The sequence below is a fragment of the Deinococcus alpinitundrae genome (assembly GCF_009982895.1).
Taxonomy (GTDB): Bacteria; Deinococcota; Deinococci; order Deinococcales; family Deinococcaceae; genus Deinococcus; species Deinococcus alpinitundrae.
On the sequence record NZ_WXZL01000006.1, the window covers coordinates 1 to 25,330 of the forward strand.

A 25,330-nucleotide genomic window follows, 5' to 3' on the forward strand; every position below is an offset into this window, starting at 1 on the left:
GGGAGCTGAAAGGCAGGCGTCTAGGCTGTGGTTGATGACTGGGGTGAAGTCGTAACAAGGTAACTGTACCGGAAGGTGCGGTTGGATCACCTCCTTTATATTGTCACGCCCCTTACCGTTCAAACAACACTGTTCATCTGCCCCGAGCTGTCCCGCACTTCACTGTGCGGGACAGCTCTTTTTTTGCTCTGTGCCCGCTAAAAAATGTACTGGAAGACGCCCGCGTCTTCCAGTACGGCCTTTCTATGGGCTCAGTTCTTGTTCTGTGCCTCAAAACTCTGCTTGAACTTCTGAAGGTCCTCGGCGATCTGCTGGCTGGGCTCCTCACCGAAGATCTTGGCCACAGCTGCACCCAGCGCCCCTGCGGGGGGACGGTAACTGAGGGCCACGTGCAGCCGCGTACTGCCGTTGGGCATGCTCTCGAACTGCACACTGCCGGCATTGTCGACTGTCGCGCCGGGCAGACTGTGCCAGCCGATCCGCTCGCCGGGCTTGTCGTTGACCACTTTGGCCTCCCACTCGACATGCGTCCCGAGCGGGGCCTTGGCAAGGTGCTTCTCAACTTATTCGGCAGCGCATATTGCAATCCACCCAAGCCGATACTCTCTGAATTCAAGTGTCGCTGCTAAAGTGCTACCAAGCCCTCCGTCAACGCTGCGGATGAGAACGCTCCGGCAAAATCGGGCAGTTCAACTCTTTATGAGGGTATGCTTTCGGATCGTTCAGCACGTTTCGGTCAGGCAATTCGGGCTATTTCGCGTATTTATGGGATTCTCAGGGTTGACCGCCTGATCTTCATGCGTGTATCATCACTCTGATCTGAACTGACTTTTCTCATGAAAGGGATTGCCAGTCCAGGTTGCGCGAAAGGAATGAGGAAGGCGGTTGCCCCTGGGAGAGGAAACTCGGGAACTCGCCCCATCATCGTCACCAAGCCGGAGCCGTTTCTGGCGCGCGACATTACGGGGGTTCATATGAAGAAGTCTCTGCTCGCTCTCACCGCTGCGCTGTCATTCGGCTTCGCAGCCGCCCAGGACACCGCACCGGCGGCTCCTGCGGCCCAGGTCCCTGCTCTGACCGATGTGCCTGCTGGTCACTGGGCCAAGGACGCCATCGACAAGCTGGTTTCACAGGGCGTCATTCTGGGTTATCCCGACGGCACCTTCCGGGGCACCCAGAACCTGACCCGCTACGAGGCCGCTGTCATCATCGCGCGTCTGCTCAACCAGATGGGCACGGCCCAAGCGCCCGCCCTGGACGCCGAGACCATGACCAGCCTGCAAAACGCCATCCAGGAACTGGCCGCCGATCTGGCTGCCCTGGGTGTGCGCGTCAGCGATCTGGAAGAAAATGCCGTGACCAAGGACGACTTCGCTCGTCTGGAGCAGCGCGTCGAGGAACTCGGCAGCATGACGCCCGCGCCGACGGAAACCCCCGCACCGGAAGCGTTCGACAACTCGGCCAACGAGCAGACCCAGGCCGACTTGCAAGACCAGGTGTCGACTGTTCAGGACCAGGCTGCGGCCAACGGCGACGCCATCACCGACCTGCAAGACCAGGTTTCGGGCAACGGCGACGCCATCACCGAGCTGCAAGACCAGGTTTCGGGCAACAGCGACGCGATTGCCGATCTGCAAGGCCAGATCAGCGATTTCACCACCCGCGCCGACGACCTCCAGGCCAACTACGACACGCTGCGCGCTGATGTGGACGATAACGCCAGCAGCATCGCGGCCCTCAACGACCTGACCGTCTTGCTCAACCAGGACATCCTGAACCTGCAAGACCGCGCCAGTGCCATCGAGGCGGCCCAGGCCGACTTCGTGCAGCGCGCCGACTTCGATAACCTGGTGGGCCGCGTGGCCGTCACGGAAACCAAGATCACCGATTTTGGCAACCGCATCACTGCGTTGGAGAAGAACCAGTTCAGCATCAAGCCCACCCTCACCGCCACCTATTTCGTGGCACGTGCTGACCGTGATATGGACATTGACCGCCTCTTCCCCGGTACCAAATTCAGCACTGGCGACGACGGCGACAGCGCCACCACCGACACCCCGGTCGATTACGTGGACCTGGCCAACAGCCAGACCAAAGTGGTCAACAACGCCGGTGGTCTCTACGGCTTCAGCACCGACAGCTACGTCAAGACCGTGGTGTTGACCAACCCCACCACCAAGGCCACCAAGACGGTGACCTTCACCGGTCCCATGGCCGGTGCGTACACCATCTCGGCGGCAGATACTTTGGCGGGCTTTACTGTCGCCGGAACGCCGACTGTCGTGGCGGCGTCAGCTGTCAACAACGAGGGTGCGACTACCCTTGACTTCGGCATCGACTTCAGCAACACCGGGGCCTTCACCACTGGCACCAGCGCCAACACCGGCGCATACCTCACCAGCGCAGGCGGCGTGGCCATCAAATCGGTGGACGTCAAGTTCGGCATTACCGCCAATCCCTCGCTGACCGGTACCCAGACCGATGCTGCCCTGGCCAATTACCCGGCCATCACGGACGACAACGGCTACACCTACAAGCCGCTGTTCTTCTACTTCAAGAACGGTACCGCTGTTTTCACGGTGGGCAACAGCCCCGTGACGGTGGACTTTGGCCGCAGCCTCAAGACCAAGTTCAGCGATTACGTGTTCGACAATGACCTCGACGGGCGCGGCGACGGCTACGCAGTCACGGTCGACGGCAGCAACCTGCCGGTGCTAGGGGCGTTCAAGCCGATCATCAAGGCCGTCTATGGCAGCAGCAACCTGACGTATGACGCAGCTGGAGCCAACGTTCACGCCACCACCGGAGCCAACGGCGATTACCGTTACTACCGTGGCGTCCGCGCCGAGATCACCCCGGTCGGGACCCTCAAATTGGGCCTGAACTACGCCCAGGAAGGCCGCGATGACGTCGGCACGACGCTGGCCAACAACGGTGCCCTCGTGGGTGTACAAAACGTCGTCGCTTACGGCGCGGATGCCCACGGCGGCCTGTTCGGCTTCCAGATCGACAGCGAGTACGCCCGCAGCACCGTGACCGGCACCCCTACCGACAACTCCGACACCCAGCGCACCGCGACGGCGTTTTACGGTAAGGCCAGTGGCGCGATCGGCCCGGTTCGCGTGTACGACCTCAACTACCGCAGCATCGGCGCGGGCTACGACAAGTATGCCGCGATCTCCGAAGCCAACCCCGGTGATAGCGACAACGGCAGCACTGCGCCCTACAACCGTGGCGACCGTGCCGCAGCGTACAAGGCAGCCGACGGTACCTATCAGACTCAGACCACGGCACCCGGACAAGTCGGTGCAGGTGTAGAAGTGGGTGGCGCGCTCGGCCCGGTGGCTGTGGGCGGTTACTACAACGTCCAGACCGTCGAGGGCGGCAACCTCGGCCAGAAAGATGACAACGGCATCGTGGACTTCGGTGTGACCGCCAAGGTCAACTTGCTCAACCTGGTGACGGTGCGCGGCGGCTACTACGGCCTCTACGCTGGCACACAGTCGGCAGACGTGACCAACTCGGTCAAGGGCGACGGAACGCGCTACGGGGTGCGCGCCGACGTGACGCCGGGCCTGGGCCTGGCCATTGGCGGGTTCTACCGCAATTTGTCGCTCAGTGGCAACCGCACCCAGAACGACGTGCTGGCTTATGACGCCGTAGGCGACACTGACAGCTTGTTCGAGAACAGCCGTTACGGTGCTTATTACACCCTGGCCGCCAATACCTTGACCAACCAGAGCGGTTGCGGTTTTCAGCATCCCGGCACAGGTCTGACCGATACCGACGACGTCGGCGGCGCGCTCACTTTCAGCCTTTCCGCTTTCTCCGATACGACCTGCTACAGCGAGTACGGCGCGGAAATTAGTCATGACGGCGCTCTGCCCGGCGCGCTGGTCAAGAACCTGACACTGCGCTTCGGCTACGCGGCCCGCTACCGCGACGCCACCAGCAGCTACAGCGGCTCGGCCCTCTACGCCGATGGTCTGTACAACGCCAAGCTCGGCTTCCTCAATGTCAACGTCAAGGGTCTCTACAACAACCGTGGCTTCGACCAGGGCAGCGAGCCGACGGTGAATGACGTCAGCACGGTGGCCGCTGGAGCCAGAATCAGCACCGACACCCTCAACACCATCTTCAAGCCCAGCGTCGAAGGTCAGGTCGGTTACCTCAGCCGCAACTACTCCGGTAGCAGCGTCGCCGCCAGCAATTACGACGTGACGGGCCTGAGCTACCGCGCCGGGATCAAGCTCAACGACTTCCTGCTGCCTACCGGCAAGCTGGCTGTCTACTACGCGGGCCTGAACGCCAAGAACCGTGCCTACACCCCCTGGACTGACAGTGACGACAACACTGCTGGCTACTACAGTGATCAGAACACTGGCACCAGCATCAACCAGAACGGCGTGTACGTGGAAGGCAACTACTACGACCTGTCGTTCGCCTACGGCCTCTACAATCTGAGCGCAATTGACGGCAACGGGAACCAGGTGGCCTTGCCCAGCGGCCAAGCGGCCCAGGGTTCGACCTTCAAGATCACTTACAAGGTCGGCTTCTAAGCCTTTTAAGCGCAGCGAGCTTCACCCCCGAGCATTCCCGCTCGTGCATCCCCGCACGAGCGGGGGTGTTTTTTTATAAAGGGTTCTGGGCGGAAAACCAACCCGCTTTAGCGGTGGGATGGTTAGCCCAGCCGCCCGCAGAGAGGTAAGCGAAAGCTGAGCGCCTGGTCACATGCCTATCTGGTGTCTTTTGGATCTTGCAACAGACACATCGAATTGCTAGACTGTGTCCGTGTCTATCACCAACTTCCACAGGCAGACTTCGGTGACGCATCTGCGATACCACTTCGTGTTCTGCCCGAAACGGCGACGCAAAGTGTTAGTGAATGGCGTGGCTGACCGTTTGAAGATGCTACTGGCCGAGAAATCGGCGGAGTTAGGATGGGAGATTGTGGCGCTGGAAATCATGCCCGACCACGTTCACATGTTCATCAGCACAGGGCCAGATGTTTCGCCCATTCAGGTCATGCACGCCCTTAAGGGACATACAAGTCGGATTCTTAGGCAGGAATACCCTCGGCTCAACACGCTCCCGTCGCTTTGGACTCGCTCCTTCTGGGCCAGCACGGCAAGCTACGTCAGCGCTGAAACCATTCAGAAATACATCTCAGAGCAGAAGACGAGAGATTGAATGCTGAAAGCATTCCGCTATCGTCTTTGTCCCACTCAAGCGCAAGAAACTGAGTTTTTCAACCAATTACGCCTTTGTCGTAATCTGTACAATGCGGGATTGGAGGAAAGAATTGGAGCGTACAAGAAAAGGAAAGAGAAGCTGAACTATTACGACCAAGCCAACAAACTGAGCGAGGTCAAAGAAGCGTTGCCGGAATACAAGGGTGTCTACAGTCAAGTCCTTCAAGATGTTTTGAAGCGGCTTGACAAGGCATATCAGACGTTTTTCCGTAGGGTCAAGGCGGGTCAAAAAGCGGGCTTCCCGCGTTTCCGGGGACGTGACCGCTACAATTCCTTCACCTACCCGCAGTCGGGTTTCACCGTCGCTCAGGACGGACGCACGGCTTACTTCTCTAAGATTGGGAATGTCCGTATCCGGCTGAGCAGACCGTTGGAAGGCAAGATGAAAACTGCAACCCTGATTCACGATTGCGGGGAATGGTATGTCAGCTACATCTGTCAGGTTGAACCTCGGCTGATGCCCAACACGGGGCGTAGTGTCGGGATTGACGTAGGGACAACGCATTTTCTCACTACCTCTGATGGGGGGGTTGTGGATAACCCCAGATACTTTCAGAACGCCATGACGAAACTGCGTGTCCTGCAACGTGCCATTGCCCGTAAATCGAACAAGCGCAGCAACACCCGGAGGAAAGCCGTCAAACGAGTGGCGAAGCTGCACCGCAAGGTGGCGCGTCAACGTCTGGACTTTCACCACAAAGCAGCCCGTAAGCTGGTCAACGCAAATGACCTGATTGCACATGAAAATCTCAACGTCGGCGGGATGGGGCGCGGGAATCTGGCCCGCAGTATCCATGATGTTGGGTGGGGTCAGTTCTTTCAGATACTCGCTTTCAAGGCAGAATGCGCCGGAAAACGAGTGATTGCGGTTGACCCGCGCTATACGTCGCAAGCGTGCAGCAAGTGTGGGTATACCGAAAAGGCAAACCGCGTCAGTCAGTCTCGTTTCGTGTGCCGCAGTTGTGGACACGCTATGAACGCTGACCATAACGCCGCCTTGAACATTTTGGGTCGGGCAGACCCGTTGAGCGTTAACGTAGGGATTTCTAGTCCATGCGTTGCTCAAGAATCCCACTGATTCATCTGTGGGATTGTCAAGGATGCAGACGCCCCCACCTCGCTGCGGCCTGCAAAGCTCTACACTGCTGGGCATGATTTCTGTCTTCGGTCACCTCAACCCCGATACCGACGCGGTCACGGCGGCGCTGGTCTACGCCCACCTGCTCAGCCGCAGTGGCACCCCGGCTACCGCCTACCGCCTGGGCGATCTCAATCTGGAAACGGCGTATGTGCTGCGTGAAGCGGGTCTGGACGCCCCTGAACTGCTTTTCAGCCTTCCTGCGGGCAGTCTGGTGGCGCTGGTCGATCACAACGAATCGGCCCAGAGTCTGCCCAACTTGGCCGAGCTGGACGTGCGCTACGTTGTGGACCACCACAAGCTCGGCGATTTGACGACCAGCCAGCCTGCCTCCTTGCGTTTCGAGCCGCTGGGCTGCACCGCCACCTTGCTGCTCAAACTTCACCGCGAGGCGGGGCTGTCCATCGAGCCTGTAGACGCCCGGCTGCTGCTGAGCGCCATCCTCTCGGACACGCTGCACTTTCGCAGCCCTACCACCACCGTCGCCGACAGGGACGCGGCGGCGTTTCTCGCGCCGATTGCGGGCATTGACGACGTGGCGGGCTACGCCATGCAGATGTTCGCGGCCAAGAGCAATCTCGGTGACATCGCTGCCGATAAGCTGCTGAAGATGGACTACAAGGTGTTTCCCTTCGGCACGCAAACTTGGGGCATCGGCGTGGTCGAGACGACCAATCCGGCCTATGTGTTCGGACGGCAGGCCGAACTGCTCAGCGCCATGCAAGCTGAGAAGGCGGCGGCCCAGCTCGACGGTGTGCTGCTGGGCGTGGTCGATATTCTCAATGAGACCAACCGGATGCTCGTTCCTTCCGAGACGGAAGCCGGGGTGGTGCAGGCCGCTTTCGGCGTAGAAACGCAAGGCGGCCTGGCCGATCTGGGCCAACTGATCAGCCGCAAGAAGCAGATCATTCCGGCGCTGGAAGCGTATTTTTCGACCTGAAGGGCTGGGGTGTGCCTGCCGTGAATGACCTCGACTGGCTGTATGCCCGTCAGCGCTTCGGCGTTCATCCTGGCCTGGGCCGGGTGCGCGATTTGCTGGCGCGGCTGGGCGACCCGCAAGGGGCTTTCCGGACGGTGCTGGTGGGCGGGACCAACGGCAAGGGCAGCACGGCGGCGACGCTGGCGGCCATGCTGGCGGCGGATGGTGGGCGCACGGCCCTGTTTACCAGCCCGCACCTGACCCGCTTCGCTGAGCGCTTCGTGGTGGGCGAGCGCGAAGTGCCGCCGGAAACGGTGAGCGCAGCCCTGAGCCGGGTGCGTCCGCAGGCCGAGGCATTGGGCGCGACCTTCTTCGAGATTGTGGTGGCGCTGGCCTGTTCGCTGTTTGCCGAAGCCGGGGCTGAGGTGGCGGTGATGGAAGTCGGCCTGGGTGGGCGGCTGGACGCCACCAACGTCCTCGACCCGCTGCTGAGCATCGTGACCGGCGTGGCGCTCGACCATACCGAGATCCTGGGCCAGACCGTCGAGCTGATCGCCGCCGAGAAGGCGGGCATTCTGCGCCCGGGTGGGTTGGCCGTGACTGGCGTCGCGCCGGAACTGCTGCCGATCCTGGAGCGGAGTGGGGCCGACGTGTGGGCGCTGGGGCGTGAGGCGCAGTTCGAAGGTCGTCCGCTCGGCTGGGACGGCTGGGAAGTCGAGCTGAGCAGTCCCGCCGGGTCTGTCACCTTCCGCACGCCGCTGCTGGGGATGCACGGCGCGAGGAATGCGGCCCTGGCAGCCCTGGCGGCCCAGCGACTGGGCCTGGGCGCAGCGGCTCTTCAGTCGGGTGCGGCGCGGGTGCGCTGGCCGGGACGCCTGGAGAAACTGGATTGGCGCGGGCGCGAGGTGCTGCTTGACGGCGCACACAACCCCGACGGTGCTCGGGCACTGGTGGCGGCCCTGCGGGGACTGGACGTCGAGCGGCTGCCCATCGTCTTTGGAGCGGCGGGTGACAAGGACATCAAGGGCGTGGTGGCCGAGTTGGAGCGGGTGGCGAGCGAAGTGATCGTGACCCGTGCCCAGCTCAGCCCGCGTGCCGCCGATCCTGGCGTGCTGGCTGGGCTGTTCAGTGTGCCGACCCGCCTGGCCGGAACGCCCGCCGAGGCACTTGACCTGCTGCCGCCGTGCCTGAGCCTGGTGTGCGGCAGCCTGTACCTGGTGGGTGAGGTGCGGCCCCTGCTGATGGGTGAAGTGGGCGAGGAGCGCGAGCGGTGGCAGTGAGCGGGAATCAGTCGGGGAGGGCGGGAGACTGTTGTGGCATGGGTCTCGCCTGAGCGCTGCGCTAGGCCATTTGGCTGAGTCGGGCCGCCGCCTTCCTGGCCTCACGCCGGTGCTAGCTTAAACGGCATGACAGTTGACCAGATGCCTGCTCCAGCCGGTGCCGCCAGCACCCTCGACGACCTCAAACGCCGCCTCAATCTGATCAGCGACCTCGGTGCGGCGCAGAGCCTGCTGTCCTGGGATCAGGAAACGCAGATGCCGCCGGACGCGGCACGGGTGCGCGGCCTGCAGATGGCGTCGCTGGCTGGGCTGAGCCACCAGATGTTCATCGGTGAGGAAACGCGGGTGCTGCTGGAAGCTGCCGAGCAGAGCAGTACGGTGAGCGAGATCGGCGCCGACCTGCTGAGGGTGACCCGGCGCGACTACGACAAGGCCACCAAGTTGCCGACCGCCTTCGTGGAGGAGCTGACCCAGGCCAGGAGCGAGGCCCACCACGCCTGGATCAAGGCGCGGGGCGAGAACGACTTCGCCCACTTCGCACCTTACCTGAGCCGGGTGCTCGATCTGACCCGCCGCTATGCCGAACTCACCAGCCAGGGCGACCACCCTTACGACGCCCTGCTGGACGACTACGAACCCGGCATGAAAACGTCCCAGGTACGCCAGATCTTCGCCGACCTGCGCGAGCGCACCCTGCCGCTGCTGAGGAAGATCGTGGCCGCCGGTGATGCTGCCGATTACGGCGTGCTGTCGCGCCCGTTTCCGGCGGCAGCGCAGCGGGCCTTCTCGCTCAAGGTGGCGGCGGAGGCCTTCGGCCTGCAGCCCGGTTTTTCGCGACTCGACGTCTCGGCACACCCGTTCCAGACCAATTTCAGTGCCGACGACCTGCGGATCACCACCCGCTTCGACGAGCAGTACTTCCCGATGAGCCTCTTCGGCACCTGGCACGAGACCGGCCACGCCATGTACGAGTACGGCGTGGGCCGCGAACTGGAGCGTACACCGCTCTCTAGGGGAGCCAGCCTGGGCGTTCACGAAAGCCAGTCACGGATGTTCGAGAACCTGCTGGGCCGCTCACGGGCCTTCTGGCAGCGCTACTTCGGCGAATTCGCCGGGGCTGCGCCGGAGGTGGCCGCCGGACAGGACGCCGAATCCATCTACCGGGCCGTCAACCGGGTGCAGCCGAGCCTGATCCGGGTCGAGGCCGACGAGGTGACCTACAACTTCCACATCATGCTGCGCTTCGAGCTGGAACTGGCCCTGCTGGAGGGTGAGCTGAGTGTGGCCGAGCTGCCCGACGCCTGGAACGCCAAGATGCAGGCGTACCTGGGCCTGACGCCGCCAAGCGACGCCGAGGGCGTCTTGCAGGACATCCACTGGTCATCGGGCCTGATCGGTTACTTCCCGACCTACAGCCTGGGCAACCTGCTGAGCGTGCAACTGTTCGAAGCCGCCCGCCGTGTGCCGGAGATTGCCGCCGGAATCGAGCAGGCCGACTACGCTCCACTGCACGAGTGGCTCCGCGTCAACGTGCATCAGTATGGCCGCCGCCGCACGCCCGGTCAGATCGTGCAGGACGCCACCGGCCAGCCGCTGAGCGCCGACGCCTACGTCAACTACCTGTTCGACAAGTACACCGACATCTACGGTCTTGAAGCCTGAGCCGACCCCGGAACGCAGCGAGGTGCTGCTGATCGGAGGCCGCTCCGGGGTGGGAAAGACCAGTCTGGCTGCTGAGCTGCACCATCAGCTCTCGGCGCGGCAGGTCAGGCATGCCGTCATCGAGGGCGACAACCTCGATCTGGCCTGGCCACCGCCCTGGGAACATGGCCTGGCCGAACGGAACCTGGCAACCATCTGGCAGAACTACCGCGCCCTGGGTTACCGCCGACTGATCTACACCAACACTGTCAGCGTGCTGCACAGCGCTGACCTGGCGAGGGCAATGGGCGACGAGCCGGTACTGAGGGCCGTGCTGCTGACTGCCAACGACGACACGGCGCGGGCCAGGCTGGCCGGCCGGGAAATCGGGGCGGGGCTGGAGGTACATGTCGAAAAAAGCAGCAAGCGGGCCGCTGAACTCGGTCAGCAGACGCCCGCCTGGGTTCAGCGCCTCGGCACCGATGGCCGGACGGTTGGTGAGCTGGGCGCACAGGTGCTCGCCTGGCTCGGTTGGACCTGAACCTTCCTGACTGGTTCTACACCGCCCGCTTCTGCTCGGTCTGGGCCACCAGATACGCGCGGGTGGCGCTGAGCCAGATCTGCGCCAGCTGGCTGTGGGGATGCTGGCGCTCGTTCAGGGCGTCGGCGCTGCGGGTCAGGTGGCGCTCAAGCTGGCGCACCGCCCCGAGGCCGCCCTCGTTCTCGGTGGCGATCAGGGTGTTAAGGACGGAGGTGGGGTGAAGCTGGCCGAGCCGCAAGCTCAGGGCGATATCGTCAATGGCGCGCATAGGGTCCTCCGGGTGAAGGCAAGCTCAGAACGCTGCTCTTGATTACGATAATAGCGTACCCGGCTTGCCTCTTCAAGAACTTGACCCGCTTCATTCTGTCTTGACCGGATTCGGGTGCGGTGGTACACTCCATTTTGAGGGTGCGAAATTCTGTAAATACCAGAAGGTATCGGCAGATCCGCATCCTGAGCCAGAGCACCTCAAATCATCCACCAGCTGAACCCAACGCCAGCAATGACGGGGCGATTCGTCTGAATGGGGAGGGGGGTTACCCGAACGGGTCGTCTGGACACTTCGTCTGGGCGAGGCTGGCTCTCACCACACCGGGAGGTGAAGCATGAAATTACACGAACGATTGCGCGAGTTACGCAGCGAGCGCGGGCTGCGCCTCAAAGACGTGGCGGAGACGGCCAGCATTAGCGTGCCGTACCTGTCTGACCTTGAGCGCGGACGCACCAACCCCAGCCTGGATACCCTTCAGACGCTGGCGGGAGCCTACAACATCACCGTCCACGACCTGCTCGAAGGGGTCGAGTTCTACGGCCAGAACACCGATGGAGCCATGCCCAAGGGACTGGCCGATCTGGTGGCCGACCCCACGCTTGGCGCGCAGATCACGCCCGACTGGGTGCGGACCCTGGCCCGCATCGAGTTGCGTGGCAAGCGCCCGCGTGACAAGGGCGACTGGTACGAGATCTACCTGCACCTCAAGCGCATTCTGGACTGAGGGCCGACCCCCCACCGTTCCGGTCAAATCCCGCTCGGCACCCGCGTGCTGGACGGGATTTTGTTTTGTCGAGCCGCCAGATTTGCGTGCTGATCGCTCGCAGCGATCAGACGAAGGGGGGCAGGAACCATAAAGCCAACGAATAGTGCTGACGCTCAGCTTGTTGCCGCCAGAATTACCGAGCGGATCGCGGCGCTGGCTGATTGGCTGGGGAGACGTTGGGCCGCGTCTGGCGGCTTATTCTGGCAGCCGACCCCGAGATGCAGGAAGAATGGAAGTGGGAAAAGCCGACCTCGCCCGGCATCCCGGTCTGGTCTCACGACGGTGGTGTCTGTACCGGAGAGGTGGGCCAGCAGGCGGTGGAGCTCACCTTCTTTCGTGGGGCCAGCGTCGACGACCCGGAGCGGCTGTTCAACGCCAGCTTGACCGGCGGTACGCGGCGGGCCATCGATCTACGTGAGGGCGATGAACTCGGTGAGGCCGCCTTCAAGCGGCTCATCAGTGCGGCGGTGGCGACCAATGTCGCCGCGCGGGCTGATCGGTCCGCCCGCAAGAAAGCTACTTCCTGAGCACCCGGAACAGCTCGGCAAAGCCGACGCCCACCGATTTGCCTGCTCCAGCGAAAAAGCCCCGCATATTTTCGCCGCTGCCGCCGTTCTGGCTGACGTGCTGCGCGAGTGCGCGGACTTTGGTGTCGATGACGCCGCTGATGTCCACCCCCGCGTCGGGCCGCCGGGTCTGGAACAGATAGACCGGCGGCTTGTCTGCGCCCAGCGTGTTCCAAAACTTTAGAAACTCGCGCGCCGACCCCTGGTGATCGACGTGCAGGTAGGGCAGCGAGGGATAGGTTGGGTCGAAGACGAACACGGCATCAGGCTTGACCTCGTGGTAGAGACGCTCGACTTCCGGCAAGAAGCGCGGGTCCTTCGCCGCGCCCCGGTCCGGCAGGGCCAGCGAGAAGATATGGGTATAGCCGTTGATGGCTCCGGCGGCGGCCTGCTCGGCGCGGCGGGTGGCCGCCAGGTTCGGCGACTTGGTGCGGTTGGGTCCCTTCTCGCCGTCGGTGGCGACGATGACCTGCACATTCGCGCCGCCCTCAGCCAGTCGCCTCAGGGTGCCGCCGATATACCACTCCAGGTCGTCGGGGTGCGCCACAATCGCCAGCACCGTCTTCTGGCTCAGCAAGTCCTGGCCTGCTGCCAGCGCCGCTGCGGGCGAATCGGTGAGCTGGGTGGTAAAGACGGCGGTGCAGGCCGTGCCGAGCAGCGCCAGCGCCAGTAGCCACAGCAGCGGTCTGCGGCGCTTGGGGGTCTTGCCGGTGAGGCGGGTCATAACGGCAGTCTAGCGGGTCGGCCTCTCTCGCCGGAACGAGACTTCATTCATACCCGTCCAGCCTGGCCCACCACCCCTCGGCACGGCGGGCCCTAGACTTCCGGCATGACCCGATCCGCCACCGTTCACCGCCGCACCCTGGAAACCGACATCAAAGTGAAGCTCGACCTCGACACGCCCGGCGCAGCGCTCGCCAGCGGGCACGGCTTTTTCGACCACATGCTCGAACAGCTCTCGCGGCATGGGCGGCTGGGCCTTCAGGTGCAGGCCACGGGCGATCTTCACATCGAGCCGCACCACCTGATCGAGGACACCGGCATCACGCTGGGGCAAGCGCTCAGTCAGGCGCTGGGCGACCGCCAGGGGATCGAGCGCTACGGCAGCGCCTTCGTGCCGATGGACGAGACGCTGGCGCATGTGGTCGTCGATCTCTCGGGCCGCGCCCACCTGGCCTTCGAACCGGAGGCGCTCGACGTGTGGGGATCGGCGGGCGACTTTACCCACTACCACCTGCGCGAATTTCTGCGGGGATTTTGTAACCACGGCGGCGTGACCCTGCACGTGCGCCTGCTCTCGGGCCGCGAAGCCCACCACGTCATCGAGGCGATCATGAAGGCGTTTGCCCGTGCCCTGCGCGACGCCGTGAAGGTGACGAGCACCGATTTGCCGAGTACCAAGGGCGCGCTGTGACCCCACCGACCGACCCGCAAGTGCTGCTGCTCGACTACGGCGCGGGCAACCTGCGCAGCGCCGAAAAGGCCCTGGTGCGCGCCGGAATGAACGTCAGGGTGACAGACGACCCCACTGAGTTGGATGGGGCCGCCGGGATTGTGGTGCCGGGTCAGGGGCACTTCCGGCAGGTGATGGAGGCGTTCGATGAAAGCGGTTTCCGTGAACCGCTGCTCTCGGCAGTCGCGTCCGGCACGCCGCTGCTGGGCATCTGCGTGGGCATGCAGATGCTCTTCGACGGTTCCGAGGAAGCGCCGGGCGTCTCAGGCCTGAAACTCATTCCCGGTACGGTGCGGCGCTTCACCGCCCAGCCGGGCCACAAGGTGCCGCAGATGGGCTGGAACAGCGTGCAGCCGGTGGGTGACTCGCCGCTGCTGCGCGGTTTGCCCGGCAGTGGGGGAGGGGCGGGCCACGCCTACTTCGTCCATAGCTACTACGTGCCCGCCGAGGTGCCTGTCGATGCCGGAGCCATCACCGAGTACGGGTTGCCGTTCTGGTCGGTCATCAGTCAGGGCAACATCCACGCCACCCAGTTTCACCCGGAAAAGAGTGGGGCGTTGGGCCTGGCACTGCTGGCCCGGTTCCGTCAAAACGTCGTGGAGCCGCACTTGAGCTGACTTTACCTAGCCTTTACAGACCCGCCCTCGGGCCGCTCTGGCCCCGGCAGTGCAGGGCTTGGCGGCAACCGGACGGTAAACTGCCAGGATGAACGAGCTACTGCCGCTGAATTATGACCTGCTCCAGAAGCTGGCCACCGCCGATCTGGTGCGGCCCGACCAACTGCTGGGCGCGCATGTCACCACCCAGGACGGTGTGGAAGGCGTCCGGTTCGCGGTGTGGGCACCCAACGCCCAGCATGTCAGCGTGGTGGGCGATTTCAATTACTGGAACGGCTTCGAGCACCCGCTGGAGCGCCTCGACTTCGGGTTCTGGGGCCTCTTCGTGCCGCAGGCCCACGCCGGGCACGCCTACAAGTACAACGTCACCGGCCAGGATGGGCGCACCGTCCAGAAGGCCGATCCATACATGCAGCTCTCAGAACTGCGCCCCGCCACCGCCAGCGTCGTCTGGCAGAGCAGCCACGTCTGGAACGACGGCGACTGGCTGGCCAAGCGTGATCCCAGCGACAAGCAGCCGATCAGCATCTACGAGGTGCATCTGGGGTCATGGGCGCGCGGCCTGGGCAACTGGTATATGAATTACCGCGATCTGGCGCACCGCCTGGCCGATTACGTGGACTGGCTCGGCTACACCCACGTCGAGCTGATGGGCGTCATGGAGCACCCCTTCGACGGCTCGTGGGGCTACCAGGTGACCGGCTACTACGCGCCCACCAGCCGCTTCGGCACGCCCGACGACTTCAAGTATTTTGTCGATCATCTGCACTCGCGCGGCATCGGGGTGCTGCTCGACTGGGTGCCAGGTCACTTCCCCACCGACGAGCATGGCCTGGCCCATTTCGACGGCGAACCGCTCTTCGAGTACGCTGACCCGCGCAAGGGCTTTCACATCGACTGGAACACCTACATCTTCGACTACGGACGCAACGAGGTCGTGATGTTCCTGATCGGCTCCGCCCTCAAATGGCTGGAGGAATACCACATCGACGGCCTGCGGGTGGATGCGGTGGCCTCGATGCTCTACCTCGATTTCTCGCGCACCGACTGGATCCCGAACATTCACGGCGGCAACGAGAACCTGGAAGCGGTGGCCTTTCTCAAGCGCCTCAACGACGTGGTGGCCCACCGGGTACCGGGAGCCATGATGATCGCCGAGGAGAGCACCAACTTCGCGGGCGTCACCACCCCGGCTCCCTTCGGCCTTGGCTTTCATTACAAGTGGGCCATGGGCTGGATGAACGACTCGCTTGATTACATTCGGCAGGACCCGGTCTACCGCAAGTACGCCCACCACAAGTTGACCTTCTTCAACGTCTATCGCACTTCCGAGAAGTTCGTGCTGGCCCTGTCGCATGACGAGGTGGTCCACGGCAAGAAGAGCTTGCTGCGCAAGATGCCCGGCGACCACTACGCCCAGATGGCCGGGCTGCGCGCCTTCTACGCCTACATGTGGACCACGCCCGGCAAGAAGCTGCTGTTCATGGGCCAGGAATTTGCCCAGGCCACCGAGTGGAACGAGAATATCGAGCTGCCCTGGTTCCTCACCGACCAGCGCGATCACCGGGGCGTGCTGCTGCTGGTGCGCGACCTCAACCGGCTCTACCGCGAGTACCCGGCCCTGCACGCGGGCGACCACGCTCCAGAAGGACTGCTGTGGATCAACGCCGACGACGTTGACGCCAGCACCTACAGCTACCTGCGCCGCGACCCTGACAGCAACGACTGGCTGCTGGTGGTGCTCAACATGACCCCGGTGTACCGTGAGGGCTACCCGGTGGGCGTGCCGCAGGGCGGCCAGTATCAGGTGCTGCTCGACACGGACGCGGGCGAGTACGGCGGCTTCGGAACCCAGCAGGGTGACCTCTTTGCTCAGGAGGGCGGAGACCACGGCCAGACCCACCGCTTGCGGCTCAACTTGGCTCCCAACAGCGCCCTGATGCTGAGGCCGCTGCCGTCGCCCACGCTACCCGCCGAGCCGGAGTCTCAGGTGATTCCAGCCCAATTGACGCCGGATCAGTCAATACCAGTGACGCCTACCCAAGTGCCGTCCCCCACTTCCGAGATCGCCAGCGGCAAGGCCAAAGGCAAGAAGGCCCGCTCGAAATCCGCCAACGCTAAGCAGATTAGTGCCGGGCCGCCGCAGGTGGAGGTGGCCGTCACCAGTCGAGGAGCTAACGAAGATCCTGAGTCGTCAACGGCCGGTCCAGTCCCCACCGAGCGCCCCGGCGATTCCACCTGAAGCGGATGCCGCCTGTTCTGGAACCGCTGGCGACGCTGAGCCTGCTGTTGCTGCTGGCCATCGCCCTGCTGCTGTTTGCGCCGCTGCTGGGGCTGGCGGTGCCGGTGTGGGTGCTGGCCGCGCTGCTGGCCCTGCGCCTCGTGGTGCAGGTGTTGCGTGCCCGGCGCGATGTGCGTCTGTGCCGTCCGGCCAGCTGGCTGCTCGACGCCGCCCTGATTGTGCTATTGCTGCTGACGCTGCGCCAGGGCAGCGCGCCTTGAAGCTGATGCAGATCAGCTCAGGCCGGCCCGCAGCCGGTTGACAGCGGCTGGATGAAGTGAAGGGGAAGGCAATCGGGGGGCGCAAGCCTTAAGCTCTGCTTATGATTCGCTTTCAGAGACACGACGCCCTGCATCCCGAGAAGGAAACCACCGTTGCCCTCGATCTGCTGCCGCTGCTGGTGTTCGCCGTCGGGTACTTCATTGCCCGCAGTCTGCTCGGCACACTGCCTGAGAAGAGCTGAGCGAGCCAGACCGGAGTGCCCGACTTTGAGCTAAGGTAAGGGCATGACCCAGAACACTTCCCAGATGTACAAGAGCAACTCCAGCGGGCGCAACGTGGTGCCGGGCTGGATGAAACTCAACACTGACAAGCCCGACGCCATCGAGATTCAGCTCGACATTGACGCCTCGGACCTTCAGCGCCAGCAGGCCACCTTGCTGATCGAATACTGGCCGGCACCCGGCGAACTGGGGCTGCAAAGTCTGTTGCCGGTCCGGGCCTTCACGTCCTCGCCGGAGGGCTGGTGCGTGTTCGTTCCGGCCCAGGGGCAGGTGCTCGTGCGCGCCATCGACACCCAGCCGATCCCACCGCTGCTCTCGGCCCACAGCATCATCCTCGACCCCGCCACGGTCATGGGCACGGTGGTCAATGTCAGCGTCAAATTCCCGGGCGAGACGACCCCGGTGGGCAATATAGGCAACCTGATGCTCAACAACTGAGACGACGCTCTTAGGGAATCGTCAGGCATTGCACCGATTTTGTCAGGAGCCGGGGGCTATGCTGACTGTATGGTGCAGCACTACAGCGATACCCGCACTTCCGAGGGCCGTGTGCGCTTCCTGCTCGACGGGGAAGCTGTGGTGCTGCTGACCGAGGGATCTGGCTGGCAGCAGCAGGCCCAGTTCGCCAGCATCCAGGACGCGGTGCTGGGCCTGGCCCTGCTGTCCGATGTGCCGCAGCCACTCTACGCCCAGGCGCTCGACGACCTTTACCGGCAGCTGTCTTTTTTCGGGCAGCTCGGCGCGGCCTGATTCCAGAGTTGCCCCGCTTGCCGCCGCCGCTTATCTCTGATACACTGGCGAGCGGTGTTTTGCGCTTGGTAGGGTGCGAAACGGTCGGGCGCAGCCCCGGCGAGGTCGCTCGCTCCTTGCCCCCGCGAGAAGCCGAGCCTCGACCTGACGAGCTGCTCAAATCCCCCACTTCTGGAGCAACAACGTGAAAACCTACGTGCCTGACAACAATTCAACCGAACAGAACTGGGTCGTCGTGGACGCCAGCGATGTGCCGCTGGGCCGCCTGGCCACCCTGATCGCCAGCCGTATTCGTGGCAAGCACCGTCCCGACTTCACGCCCAACATCATGAACGGCGACTTCGTGGTGGTCGTGAACGCCGAGAAGGTGGCGCTGACCGGCAAGAAGATGGACCAGAAGGTCTACACCCGCTACAGCGGCTACCAGGGCGGCCTCAAGAAAGAAACCGCCCGCACCGCGATTGCCCGTCACCCCGAGCGCGTCATCGAGCACGCCGTCTTCGGCATGCTGCCCAAGGGCCGCCAGGGCCGGGCCATGCACCCGCGCCTGAAGGTCTATGCGGGCGAGACCCACCCCCACGCCGCCCAACAACCCACCAAGCTGGAGAATAAGTAATGGCTACTGAACAGTTCTACGGCACCGGACGCCGCAAGACCGCCGTCGCGCGCGTCTTCCTGCGCCCCGGCGAAGGCAAGATCGTCGTCAACGGCAAGGAGTTCCAGAACTACTTCCGGGGCCTGCTGCGCGCCGTCCACGCCCTTCAGGGCTTTCGCGAAACCGGCACGGCGGGGCGCTACGACGCCTACATCACCGTGGCGGGCGGCGGTCCCAGCGGCCAGGCCGACGCCATCAAGCTGGGCATCTCGCGCGCGCTGCTGAAGGTCAACCCCGACTTCCGCGCCCAGCTCAAGCCCAAGGGCTTACTCAAGCGCGATCCCCGCGAAGTCGAGCGCAAGAAGTACGGCCTCAAGAAGGCCCGCCGCGCGCCGCAGTTCAGCAAGCGCTGAGTCCTTCCCCCAGTTCCGGCCCCTTCCAACTCGGAGGGGGCCTTTTGTTGCGCTCCGCCCCCCGGTCAGCCGCTAGGCTGGGGCCATGACCGATGCTGCCCACCCGCCCTCCGCCCTGCGCATGACCTGGGCGCGGCTGTGTTTCATGCACTGGCCGGTGCGCGCCGATGCGCTGCAAGCCCAGCTGCCACCAGGCCTGACGCTTGACACCTTTCACGGACAGGCGTATCTCGGCGTGGTGCCGTTTCTGATGTCGGACGTGGCTCCGCGCGGCCTGCCCACCGTCAGCGGGCTGTCGGCCTTTCCTGAACTCAACCTCCGGACGTATGTGATCGACGCTGAAGGGGTCGCGGGCGTCTGGTTTTTCAGCCTGGATGCCGCACAACCCATCGCCGTGCGGCTGGCGCGGCTGGGGTTTCATCTGCCGTACTTCGATGCCCGCATGTGGAGTGAGAGTCGCGGCGACATCACTGAATACGCCAGCGTCCGCACCCACAGGGGCGCGACCAGGGGTGCGTTCGCCGCCGCCTACCGGCCTGTCGGTCCCGCCTTCGAGTCGCAGGAAGGCAGTCTAGAGGCCTGGCTGACCGAGCGCTACTTTCTGTTCAGCGCTGCTGGCAACAGGATTTACAGAGGGCCCATTTGGCACCGGCGCTGGCCGCTGCAACGCGCCGAGGCGGAGATCCGGGTGAATACCTTGCCCGACTTGATCGGCATGAAGCTGGAGGGTGAGCCGCACCTGCTCTACGGCGAGAATCAGGTCGTGAAGGCGGGACTGATCGGGCAGGTCAGGGGTTAACGTGCCACGAATCCGGGATCGTCCAGAATGGCATTGTCGACGATAGACGATAACGGTCGCCCACTTTTCCAGCTGGGCTTCCTCAAAGTAAAGTCGCTGCCCGCCAATGTAACGGGCGTTGCTGGGTGCGCTCAGATCGGCGCTCCCAAACCCTGCGCCGCGCTTCCCGCAGAAAAGAGAGAAGTCTTAGTGGGGCCACAATTCGTGCCGTTCCAGAAACAGACCATCGAGCAGGAGAATGTCGCCTGGCCCGGCCTGCTCCAACTCGGCGTGTAAGGGGAGGTCCGTGGTCACATAGAAGGCGGCGCGGCGATACCGACCGTCTCCAACTGGTCCCAGTGGGTCGAGAAAAGCGGTTCGCAGAGTGCCGTAATCGTAGGAGTCGCGGTCAAAGCCTTCGGCGGAGTGCCTGCCCAGGCGGGAGCGCTCGGCACGCGGGCGGTGAAAGCCGTCTACGCTGGCGCGGATCACCTGAGCGCCTGCGCTACTCAGCGTCTGTGCCAGCTCATCGGCAAAATGGGTCTTGCCCGCACCGTCCACGTTGTCCCGCAGCACGCCCTACCACGCCGGGTCAGCAGATCGGCGGCGACCTGCTACCTGCTTCAGCAGTGCCGAGCGGTTCATTCGTCCGCCGCCAGCGCGAAGGCCGTCTGCATGCCCGCCCGCGCCGTCTCCCGCGCCACCTCCGGGGCAAAGTTGAGCGCCAGCACCGCCTGATAGCTGCGCCGCGCCAGGTCACGCTCGCCCTGGGCGTCTCTGACCTGCCCCAGTCGCGCTAGCACCAGCCCCGGCAGGCTGCGCGGCAAGTCGCTCAGGCCGTGCGCCGCCTTCTCCAGCAAGCTGCGGGCGCTGGCGAGGTCGCCGGTCGCCAGATAAATCCCGCCCGCGTGGTAATCCAGTTCGGCCAGTGGGGTTACGGCGTCGCCGGTCTCGCGGCCCAGCGCGGCGATCAGGGCGTCTAGATCGTCGTCCTCGCGCAGTTGCCCGGCCCGGTCTGCCAGGGCCCGCAGGCGCGACGCCTCGCCGGGCTGGAAGTGTGGCAGCTGGGGAAGCACGGCGTCGGGGAGCCGGTCCAGCAGTTCCGGCAGATCGTCGAGCGCGGCCAGCACGATACCGCCTTGCCCGCTCAAGCGCTCTGCCAGTTCATCCAGCCGCCGCGCCTGATGGCGGGTGCCGGGGCCTTCGCCGAGCGCTTCAGCAAGCGTGGCGTGGTAGCGCCGGGCCACGTCCAGCGTTTCCGGGGCCGTGACTTTGCCGAGCGTCATCGGCCCGGTCAGGAGGTCAGCCAGTTCGCCCTCGGCCTCGGCGGCGGCGCGCAGCCTGACTTTGCCCTGGGGATATTGCGGCATGAATTCCAGCAGTTGCTGATACTCGGCCTCGGCGAAGGCCCAGTCGGGGGCCACGTTATGGACCGTCAGGCGGGCTGCGCTGAAGCTGTCGCGTGCCGGGTGGTCGGGGTCGGGGCCGCTGGCCCACCAGACCTGCGCCGCGCCCATTTCACGTATCACCTCGACCAGCGTGGCGGCGTTGTACTGGGGCGAGAGCCGGAGCAGATCACCGAGGTCAGGGAGAAGGGTGAGGAACATTTGGGGTGATTGTAGCGGAGGTTGAAGATCGTAAACTAATTTCGGGCCTTAGACGAATAAGGAGAGGGATGAGCGAGTCCTATTTTATTAGATACAAGAAATTGTCAAGATACAATAACCTTGCGTAGATTAGATCGCTCATTATGGAAGACTGGATGTTGGAATCCAACGGAGTGATATCCTATACAGATTTTCTACATGGTTTCGAAAAATGTGATGCGTATTATCAGAGGTACATTTCAGAAGAACATGATCTTGAAAATTTTTTAGATATTGTTCAGCTACGATATGGACATCAAGAAAGTATTAGCTTCCCAGCTCTGACCCAAGAATTGCACTATTCATTATTTCTGACATTTAATTCAGATGGGTCGGTATATGTTAGTTTCACTTATCTCGACGTGCTTTTCTCAGAGGAGTACAAATTGGCCGACCTCAATCTGGTGCTGAGCTGTCTCTTCAAATTCTTTCGCAAACATCACTGCGACATTCAGGCCTGTAAAATTTACTGGGGAGATTGAACAGACCGAATGGCGAGTGAAAGCATCTCTTCCTTACGCCCTCGGCACGCTCTTGTTGCCCCGGCCCACCCGCAGCACGTCGGTCACGCTGTGGATGCCCCGCAGCTGGTTGGCCAGCGTCATCAGCTCAGCCTGGTCCTCGACGGCCAGCCGCAGGGCGATGTGCGCCACGCTGTCTGCGCCGACGCCCGCGCCCACCTTCATGGGGCTGTGCTTGAGGGCCGCCAGCAAACTCAGCACGTCGCTCAGTAAGCCGCTGCGGTCGGCGGCCACCACATCGAGGTCCACGATGGTGTTGCCGCGCTGCCCAGGGTTCCACGAGGCGGCCACACACCTTTCCGGCTCGAACTTGAGGAGCCGCACCATGTTGGGGCAGTCGATCCGGTGCACCGTGACGCCCCGGCCCCGCGTGAGGTACCCCATGACCTGATCGCCGCGAATTGGAGAGCAGCAGTGGGCCAGCTTGGTGACGGTGGAAAAGCCCTCCACGTACACGCCGCCGGGTTCGACGGGGCGCGGCATCGGCGCACGGACCGGGCGCTGCTCCTGTTCGAGTTGCGGCGCGAGGGCACGTGCCACCGCGCCCGGCGTCAGCTTTCCAGCGTGAATCGCCAGGTACAGATCGTCGGGGTTGCGCGATCCGGCCAGCTTGGCGCTCACATCTTCCAGAATCTTGGTGCGCATCAGCTGACGCACCGGGAGCTGGCGTTTTCTGAGGTACTTCTCCAGCACGTCGTGGCCGTTTTGCAGGGCCTCGCCGCGCTCCAGAATGCGGAAGTGGTGGCGGATCTTGCTGCGGGCGCTGCGGGTGGTGGCAAAATTCAGCCAGTCGCGGCTGGGGGTGCTGCTCTTGTTGGTGACGATCTCGACCATATCGCCGTTCTTGAGCTTGTGGCTGAGCGAGACGATCGAGCTGTTGACCCGCGCACCGATGGTGGTGTCGCCGATGCGGCTGTGAATGTGGTAGGCGAAATCCACCGGCGTCGCGCCCTGCGGCAGGCTGACGGTGTCGCCCCGGGGCGTGAACACGAACACCCGCCCGCCCAGGATGTCGTTTTTCACCGCGTCCACGAAGTCCGAGGCGTCGGTGAAATCCTGCTGGAGCTGGCGCATCTGCGAGAGCCAGTCCTCGCGCTCCTTCTGGGCCAGTGTGCTGCCCTGCTTGTACATCCAGTGGGCCGCCACCCCGAACTCGGCCACCATGTGCATCCGGCGCGAGCGGATCTGCACCTCGATGGGCTGCCCGCCCTGGCTGATGACGGTGGTGTGCAGGCTCTGGTAGCCGTTGGGCTTGGGCACCGCAATGTAGTCCTTGAAGCGCCCCGGAATCGGCGACCACATGCTGTGGACGATGCCCAGCGAGTGGTAGCAGACCCGCTTCTCGCGGGCTTCCTCGGCGCGGTCTTTCTGGCGGCCCGGCGGGGCGCTCACCGGCTTGGGGGTCAGGATCAGGCGAATGGCCAGCAGATCGAAAATCTGCTCTAGGGCCTTGCCCTCCTTTTGCATCTTGTTGTGAATGCTCCACAGGTGCTTGCTGCGCCCGGCGATGTCCTCTTCCTCGACCCATTCCGACAGCTCGATGTCGTCGGCCAGCTCAGTGCGCAGCTGCTCGATGGCCTGCAAGATGTGGGCTTCTCGCTCCTCCTGGCGGGTGCGCAGGCGGCTTTGCAGGTAGCTGTAGGCGTCGGGATCGAGGTACTTGAAGCTGAGGTCTTCGAGTTCCCATTTGATCTGCCCGATGCCGAGGCGGTGGGCCAGCGGCGCGAAGATTTCGAGCGTCTCGCGGGCGATGCGCTGCTGCTTTTCCGGCTTCATGGAGGCCAGGGTGCGCATGTTGTGCAGCCGGTCGGCCAGCTTGACGATGATGATGCGGATGTCGCCGGTCATGGCGATCAGCATCTGGCGCAGGTTCTCGGCCTGTTCGTCTTGCAGGTTGGCGCTGAGCTTGGTCAGTTTGCTGACCTTGGTTTCGCCCTCCACGATCCGCCGCACGTCCGCGCCGAACTGGGCCTCGATCATGGCGAAGGTCACGCCCTCCACGTCTTCCACCGTGTCGTGCAAAAACCCCGCCGCGATGGCGTCGGTGTCGAGGCCCAGCTCCGACAGGATGTGGGCCACCGCCACCGGATGGGTGATGTACGGCTCGCCGCTCTTGCGGTTGACCCCCTCGTGAGCGTCGCGGGCAAAGGCGTAAGCGGCTTCGAGTTTGTCCCGTTCTTCTGGCGGGCGCTCCGCGATCAGCGGGCGGAGGAGTTCCATGCCATGCACGCCCCCCAGCATAGCGAATCACTCTGTCCGGCGTCTGTCACCTGTGGCGCTCCCCCCGACGGCTGCCGAGACAAGCGGCCCCACCAAAAACGCTCCCCACCAGGAAACGGCGGGGAGCGGAGCATGAAGAGGGTGGAGGTAAAAGAGAGAAGCGGTTCAGCGCCTGACGCGCACGGGTACAGGCACCGGCTGCGGTTGCCCGCCGGGGTTCCGGAGCGTTTCGCGCAACCACTCGATGAATTCCTTGAGACCCATACCAGCAGTTTAAGTGTCGCCAGATGAAACGGGTACGCCGAAGCTTACCGTCGCTTTACGCTCACCGCAGCGGACTGTCGGCTGGCTGACCGAGTGGGACATCTGCCTGTCCTGGGCTGCGCTGAATTCAGCGCCGGTTGCCGCCGAACATGCCGATCAGGTCTTCCAGCGGGTTGCTGCTGCCCGGCTGGTTGGGCTGCTGGTTGATCGGTTCCAGCCCGACGCCACCCGAGGAGAAATTGGATTGCTGGCTCTGTCCGCCGCCGAAGATGCTGCCGAGCATGCCGCCGAGGTCGCCCAGGCCGCCGGAATTTTGCTGAGGCTGCTGATACTGGGGTTGTTGATATTGGGGTTGCTGCGATTGGCCGCCACCCAGCATGCCGCCGAGGATGTTGCCCAGCCCGCCCGCTGCGCCGCCGCCGAGCACGCTGCCCAGAATGCTACCCAGACCACCCAGGTTGCCCCCCAGTCCCCCGCTCATACCGCCGCCCGGGTTGCGGTTGCGGCTGAGGTAGCCCATGACCAGTGGGGCCACCATCGCGATGATCTGGATGGCGAGCTGCGGGCTGATTCCGGCGCGCTGACTCACCGCGTTGACCGCCGAGTTCTGGTTGCCGCCGAAGACGTGACCCATGATGGCCTGGCCGTCTTGCAGATTGGGCAGCTGACCCTGCTGCACCTGGTCGATGGCGCTGCCGTCGTGCTGATCGAGTGCTTGTGAGAGCGAGGCCGCCTGCTGCGGGTCCTGGGCGTTGTGACCCATCTGGCTGATGAGCAGCGGCACGGCAGCTTCCAGCGCCGAGGTCATCTGGTCGGGGGCCACGCCGAGTTGCTGGCCGAGCTGGGCGGTCTGGTTCTGGCCAAGGCCAATCATATTCAGGATGTCCATTCGGTCAGTAGAGAACGGCCACCAAG

25 protein-coding genes, 1 rRNA gene and 1 pseudogene are annotated in these 25,330 nt (G+C 63.6%); 20 read left to right on the forward strand and 7 right to left on the reverse strand.

The window, feature by feature from the left end; genetic code table 11:
• A 16S ribosomal RNA gene (locus GUI70_RS06905) occupies positions 1-97 on the forward strand; the annotation flags it as partial.
• Positions 98-251: 154 nt separating this feature from the next.
• Here GUI70_RS06905 and GUI70_RS06910 read toward each other — a convergent pair.
• A pseudogene (locus GUI70_RS06910) lies at positions 252-551 on the reverse strand (SRPBCC family protein); the annotation flags it as partial.
• 423 nt (positions 552-974) lie between these two features.
• On the opposite strand from GUI70_RS06910, the gene GUI70_RS23945 reads away from it, so the two are divergent.
• The 7 genes from GUI70_RS23945 to GUI70_RS06945 all read left to right on the forward strand — a co-directional run bounded on the left by GUI70_RS23945 (position 975) and on the right by GUI70_RS06945 (position 10,771).
• On the forward strand, positions 975-4,559 hold the full coding sequence (locus GUI70_RS23945; protein ID WP_202630417.1) for an S-layer homology domain-containing protein: 3,585 nt from the start codon (positions 975-977) through the stop codon (positions 4,557-4,559).
• 232 nt (positions 4,560-4,791) lie between these two features.
• Positions 4,792-5,190, forward strand: coding sequence for an IS200/IS605 family transposase (gene tnpA / locus GUI70_RS06920; protein WP_161881583.1), 399 nt, complete (start codon positions 4,792-4,794; stop codon positions 5,188-5,190).
• Positions 5,191-6,330, forward strand: coding sequence for an RNA-guided endonuclease InsQ/TnpB family protein (locus GUI70_RS06925; protein WP_161881584.1), 1,140 nt, complete (start codon positions 5,191-5,193; stop codon positions 6,328-6,330). It begins immediately after the preceding gene.
• 73 nt (positions 6,331-6,403) lie between these two features.
• Positions 6,404-7,330 (forward strand): manganese-dependent inorganic pyrophosphatase, encoded by a 927-nt coding sequence (locus GUI70_RS06930; protein WP_161881585.1) that lies wholly within the window; start codon positions 6,404-6,406, stop codon positions 7,328-7,330.
• Positions 7,331-7,350: 20 nt separating this feature from the next.
• Entirely contained in the window at positions 7,351-8,589 is a 1,239-nt protein-coding gene (locus GUI70_RS06935; RefSeq protein WP_161881586.1) for a bifunctional folylpolyglutamate synthase/dihydrofolate synthase, read from the forward strand.
• Between the two features lie 126 nt (positions 8,590-8,715).
• Entirely contained in the window at positions 8,716-10,251 is a 1,536-nt protein-coding gene (locus GUI70_RS06940; RefSeq protein WP_237724760.1) for a carboxypeptidase M32, read from the forward strand.
• Complete coding sequence (locus GUI70_RS06945; protein ID WP_161881587.1) at positions 10,241-10,771, forward strand: adenylyl-sulfate kinase; 531 nt, start codon at positions 10,241-10,243, stop codon at positions 10,769-10,771. The genes GUI70_RS06940 and GUI70_RS06945 overlap by 11 nt, the downstream gene beginning before the upstream one ends.
• A gap of 16 nt (positions 10,772-10,787) precedes the next feature.
• On the opposite strand, the gene GUI70_RS06950 is transcribed toward GUI70_RS06945, so the two are convergent.
• Positions 10,788-11,039 carry a hypothetical protein gene (locus tag GUI70_RS06950; RefSeq protein ID WP_161881588.1) on the reverse strand — a complete coding sequence of 84 codons (252 nt, stop codon included), beginning with the start codon at positions 11,037-11,039 and terminating at the stop codon, positions 10,788-10,790.
• Between the two features lie 337 nt (positions 11,040-11,376).
• Here GUI70_RS06950 and GUI70_RS06955 point away from each other — a divergent pair, with 337 nt between their 5' ends.
• A complete protein-coding gene (locus tag GUI70_RS06955) occupies positions 11,377-11,766 on the forward strand; it encodes a helix-turn-helix domain-containing protein (protein WP_161881589.1) in 390 nt (129 codons plus the stop codon).
• Positions 11,767-11,984: 218 nt separating this feature from the next.
• Entirely contained in the window at positions 11,985-12,335 is a 351-nt protein-coding gene (locus tag GUI70_RS06960) for a DUF1801 domain-containing protein (protein WP_202630418.1), read from the forward strand.
• On the opposite strand, the gene GUI70_RS06965 is transcribed toward GUI70_RS06960, so the two are convergent.
• Complete coding sequence (locus GUI70_RS06965; RefSeq protein WP_161881590.1) at positions 12,325-13,098, reverse strand: PIG-L deacetylase family protein; 774 nt, start codon at positions 13,096-13,098, stop codon at positions 12,325-12,327. The two genes, GUI70_RS06960 and GUI70_RS06965, sit on opposite strands and share 11 nt — an antisense overlap.
• A gap of 105 nt (positions 13,099-13,203) precedes the next feature.
• On the opposite strand from GUI70_RS06965, the gene hisB reads away from it, so the two are divergent.
• From hisB to GUI70_RS07010, 10 genes are all read left to right on the forward strand, one after another.
• Positions 13,204-13,788 carry an imidazoleglycerol-phosphate dehydratase HisB gene (gene hisB / locus GUI70_RS06970; protein ID WP_161881591.1) on the forward strand — a complete coding sequence of 195 codons (585 nt, stop codon included), beginning with the start codon at positions 13,204-13,206 and terminating at the stop codon, positions 13,786-13,788.
• Positions 13,785-14,444 (forward strand): imidazole glycerol phosphate synthase subunit HisH, encoded by a 660-nt coding sequence (gene hisH / locus GUI70_RS06975; protein WP_161881592.1) that lies wholly within the window; start codon positions 13,785-13,787, stop codon positions 14,442-14,444. The genes hisB and hisH overlap by 4 nt, the downstream gene beginning before the upstream one ends.
• An 88-nt stretch (positions 14,445-14,532) precedes the next feature.
• Positions 14,533-16,686 (forward strand): 1,4-alpha-glucan branching protein GlgB, encoded by a 2,154-nt coding sequence (glgB, locus tag GUI70_RS06980; protein WP_161881593.1) that lies wholly within the window; start codon positions 14,533-14,535, stop codon positions 16,684-16,686.
• Between the two features lie 5 nt (positions 16,687-16,691).
• Complete coding sequence (locus tag GUI70_RS06985; RefSeq protein WP_161881594.1) at positions 16,692-16,946, forward strand: hypothetical protein; 255 nt, start codon at positions 16,692-16,694, stop codon at positions 16,944-16,946.
• Positions 16,947-17,047: 101 nt separating this feature from the next.
• Positions 17,048-17,188, forward strand: coding sequence for a hypothetical protein (locus GUI70_RS23950; RefSeq protein WP_202630419.1), 141 nt, complete (start codon positions 17,048-17,050; stop codon positions 17,186-17,188).
• 43 nt (positions 17,189-17,231) lie between these two features.
• Positions 17,232-17,666, forward strand: coding sequence for a uracil-DNA glycosylase (locus tag GUI70_RS06990; protein WP_161881595.1), 435 nt, complete (start codon positions 17,232-17,234; stop codon positions 17,664-17,666).
• Positions 17,667-17,735: 69 nt separating this feature from the next.
• Positions 17,736-17,978 (forward strand): hypothetical protein, encoded by a 243-nt coding sequence (locus GUI70_RS06995; RefSeq protein WP_161881596.1) that lies wholly within the window; start codon positions 17,736-17,738, stop codon positions 17,976-17,978.
• A 184-nt stretch (positions 17,979-18,162) separates the two neighbouring features.
• Positions 18,163-18,594, forward strand: a complete 432-nt coding sequence (rplM, locus tag GUI70_RS07000) for a 50S ribosomal protein L13 (protein WP_161881597.1) — start codon at positions 18,163-18,165, stop codon at positions 18,592-18,594.
• Positions 18,594-18,986: a 30S ribosomal protein S9 gene (rpsI, locus tag GUI70_RS07005; protein ID WP_161881598.1), complete on the forward strand. Its 393-nt coding sequence runs from the start codon at positions 18,594-18,596 to the stop codon at positions 18,984-18,986. Before rplM ends, rpsI begins: the two co-directional genes overlap by 1 nt.
• Before the next feature lie 85 nt (positions 18,987-19,071).
• Positions 19,072-19,785 (forward strand): YqjF family protein, encoded by a 714-nt coding sequence (locus tag GUI70_RS07010; RefSeq protein ID WP_237724761.1) that lies wholly within the window; start codon positions 19,072-19,074, stop codon positions 19,783-19,785.
• A gap of 186 nt (positions 19,786-19,971) precedes the next feature.
• Here the strand turns inward: GUI70_RS07010 and GUI70_RS07015 are convergent, their stop codons facing one another.
• From GUI70_RS07015 to GUI70_RS07030, 4 genes are all read right to left on the reverse strand, one after another.
• Complete coding sequence (locus tag GUI70_RS07015) at positions 19,972-20,340, reverse strand: nucleoside/nucleotide kinase family protein (protein ID WP_202630420.1); 369 nt, start codon at positions 20,338-20,340, stop codon at positions 19,972-19,974.
• 65 nt (positions 20,341-20,405) lie between these two features.
• A complete protein-coding gene (locus GUI70_RS07020) occupies positions 20,406-21,371 on the reverse strand; it encodes a hypothetical protein (protein ID WP_161881599.1) in 966 nt (321 codons plus the stop codon).
• 554 nt (positions 21,372-21,925) lie between these two features.
• Entirely contained in the window at positions 21,926-24,151 is a 2,226-nt protein-coding gene (locus tag GUI70_RS07025) for a RelA/SpoT family protein (RefSeq protein WP_161881600.1), read from the reverse strand.
• 391 nt (positions 24,152-24,542) lie between these two features.
• A complete protein-coding gene (locus GUI70_RS07030) occupies positions 24,543-25,304 on the reverse strand; it encodes a DUF937 domain-containing protein (RefSeq protein ID WP_161881601.1) in 762 nt (253 codons plus the stop codon).
• Between the last annotated feature and the right edge of the window lie 26 nt (positions 25,305-25,330).